This is a genomic window from Pelovirga sp. (assembly GCF_059864205.1).
In genome coordinates this window covers 1-1,571 of the sequence record NZ_JCBCBS010000133.1, presented here as the reverse complement: position 1 = coordinate 1,571, position 1,571 = coordinate 1, and the positions used below count along the sequence as shown (strand labels likewise).

The window sequence follows — 1,571 nt, the reverse complement described above, 5'->3', positions numbered from 1 at the left end:
TCATTTTTGCCTCCTTTAGTGGAAACAGATGCCTTATCATCTTGTTACCACACGAGAAAAAAGGCGTCCGATGAAAACTATCGCATTTCAAACTCTTCTGGCTCTGACCGGACTTTCACACCGCGCCCTCTCGCATCGCGTTGCAGATAGTGCCCTGTGTTCTGCATCTGTCCTGACACAGGGGTAGTTGTGATTCAAATTTCCTTTGAATATTGTTTCAAAAAGACAGCCACCTGAGCCTTGTCGATTTTTCCTTGTGCAACATCCAGAACAATATCTGCAAAGTCATCTTCAGGCACATCAAGTTCAAAACCGTTCAGGACGAGAAAAACGAGGGCGGATACTGCTCCGACACGTTTGTTGCCATCCACAAAAGGGTGATTTTTCACGAGGTGAAACAGATATGCTGCTGCCATTTCAAAGATATCGGTATGAAGAAATTCTCCTCCAAAAGTGGCCGAAGGCATCCCGATAGCGGACTTAAGCAAACCCATATCGCTGATACTCGGATCACCTCCATAGCGACTTGTTTGGTCTTGATGAATCTCCAAGACTTCCGGCAATGTAAGAAAATTTGGTTCCAATGCCTTACTCCGACAATTTCTTCAGCGCTTTTGGATACCGGGAATTAACTGTGTCTAGAGCTGCCCTGAATGAATCTTGACGGTTGATATCCCTGACTGGAGCAAGAATGAGAACCTGCCCATCGGTGGAAATATCGAAGGGTGTTTCCGCATTTACCCCCAACAATTCCAAAACAGGCTTTTCAATCACCAATGCCATACTGTTTCCATGGCTTTCAGTTCCGTTTCGGTGATCAGCAACGCCTTGCGATTGCGCAAGATCACGCTATAATCATCCAAGGGGCCTTAGGCGATCACCTGCAAACAATAAGCAGGGACCAGACAATCTGGTCAGGAAAAATCTTATAAACACCGCCACTAAAACCCGAATTGGAAACGGAGAGTCAAACTGATGGGGAATCATATGTTTAACACCACAATGTGGGGAGGGCATTGGCTGTGGATGCTGATGATCGCCATTGTCGTCGTCATCCCGGTCTGGCGTATCTGCCGGCGCACAGGCTATCCGGGCTGGCTGGGAATTCTCATACTGATACCCGTCGCTAACCTCTTTTTGCTTTATTTCATTGCGTTTGCAGATTGGCCGCTAGAGAAAACCGGAGGTCATAATGACTGAGCAGCGCCACGCCCACAGGCCGCCACGGACCGATAAGGTTATTTTTTAGCCGTCGAGAACAGATCAACATTCTACGAAAGGGGATTTATTCCATGACCTATCATTTCAGTCGAAAACTGAACACAACCTTCGCTGATGCCGAAACACGAATCATTAAACAACTAGCGGAAGAAGGGTTTGGGGTGTTAACGGAGATTGACGTGCAGGCGACGTTAAAGAAAAAGCTCAATGTTGATTTCACCCCCTACAAAATCCTCGGGGCCTGCAATCCGAATTTTGCCTATCAAGCATTACAGGTTGAGCCACAAATAGGAACCATGCTCCCTTGCAATGTCATTCTCAGAGAGCTTCCAGAAGGGGACATCGAAGTT

At 46.9% G+C, this 1,571-nt stretch carries 4 protein-coding genes; 2 read left to right on the top strand and 2 right to left on the bottom strand.

What is annotated here, in order from left to right:
* Positions 1–194 precede the first annotated feature (194 nt).
* Positions 195–584: a type II toxin-antitoxin system death-on-curing family toxin gene (locus AC6F7T_RS08340; protein WP_500717776.1), complete on the bottom strand. Its 390-nt coding sequence runs from the start codon at positions 582–584 to the stop codon at positions 195–197.
* Between the two features lie 4 nt (positions 585–588).
* A complete protein-coding gene (locus AC6F7T_RS08335) occupies positions 589–783 on the bottom strand; it encodes a hypothetical protein (protein ID WP_500717774.1) in 195 nt (64 codons plus the stop codon).
* Between the two features lie 204 nt (positions 784–987).
* Here AC6F7T_RS08335 and AC6F7T_RS08330 point away from each other — a divergent pair, with 204 nt between their 5' ends.
* Both AC6F7T_RS08330 and AC6F7T_RS08325 read left to right on the top strand, forming a co-directional pair.
* Entirely contained in the window at positions 988–1,200 is a 213-nt protein-coding gene (locus AC6F7T_RS08330) for a hypothetical protein (protein ID WP_500717772.1), read from the top strand.
* Between the two features lie 92 nt (positions 1,201–1,292).
* The coding region (locus tag AC6F7T_RS08325) for a DUF302 domain-containing protein (RefSeq protein ID WP_500717770.1) at positions 1,293–1,571 on the top strand (279 nt) is incomplete at its 3' end.

Excerpts from the sequence above, each read along its gene's own strand:
- AC6F7T_RS08335 (WP_500717774.1), bottom strand. The coding sequence starts at position 783 with ATGGCATTGGTGATTGAAAAGCCTGTTTTGGAATTGTTGGGGGTAAAT.
- AC6F7T_RS08330 (WP_500717772.1), top strand. The coding sequence starts at position 988 with ATGTTTAACACCACAATGTGGGGAGGGCATTGGCTGTGGATGCTGATG.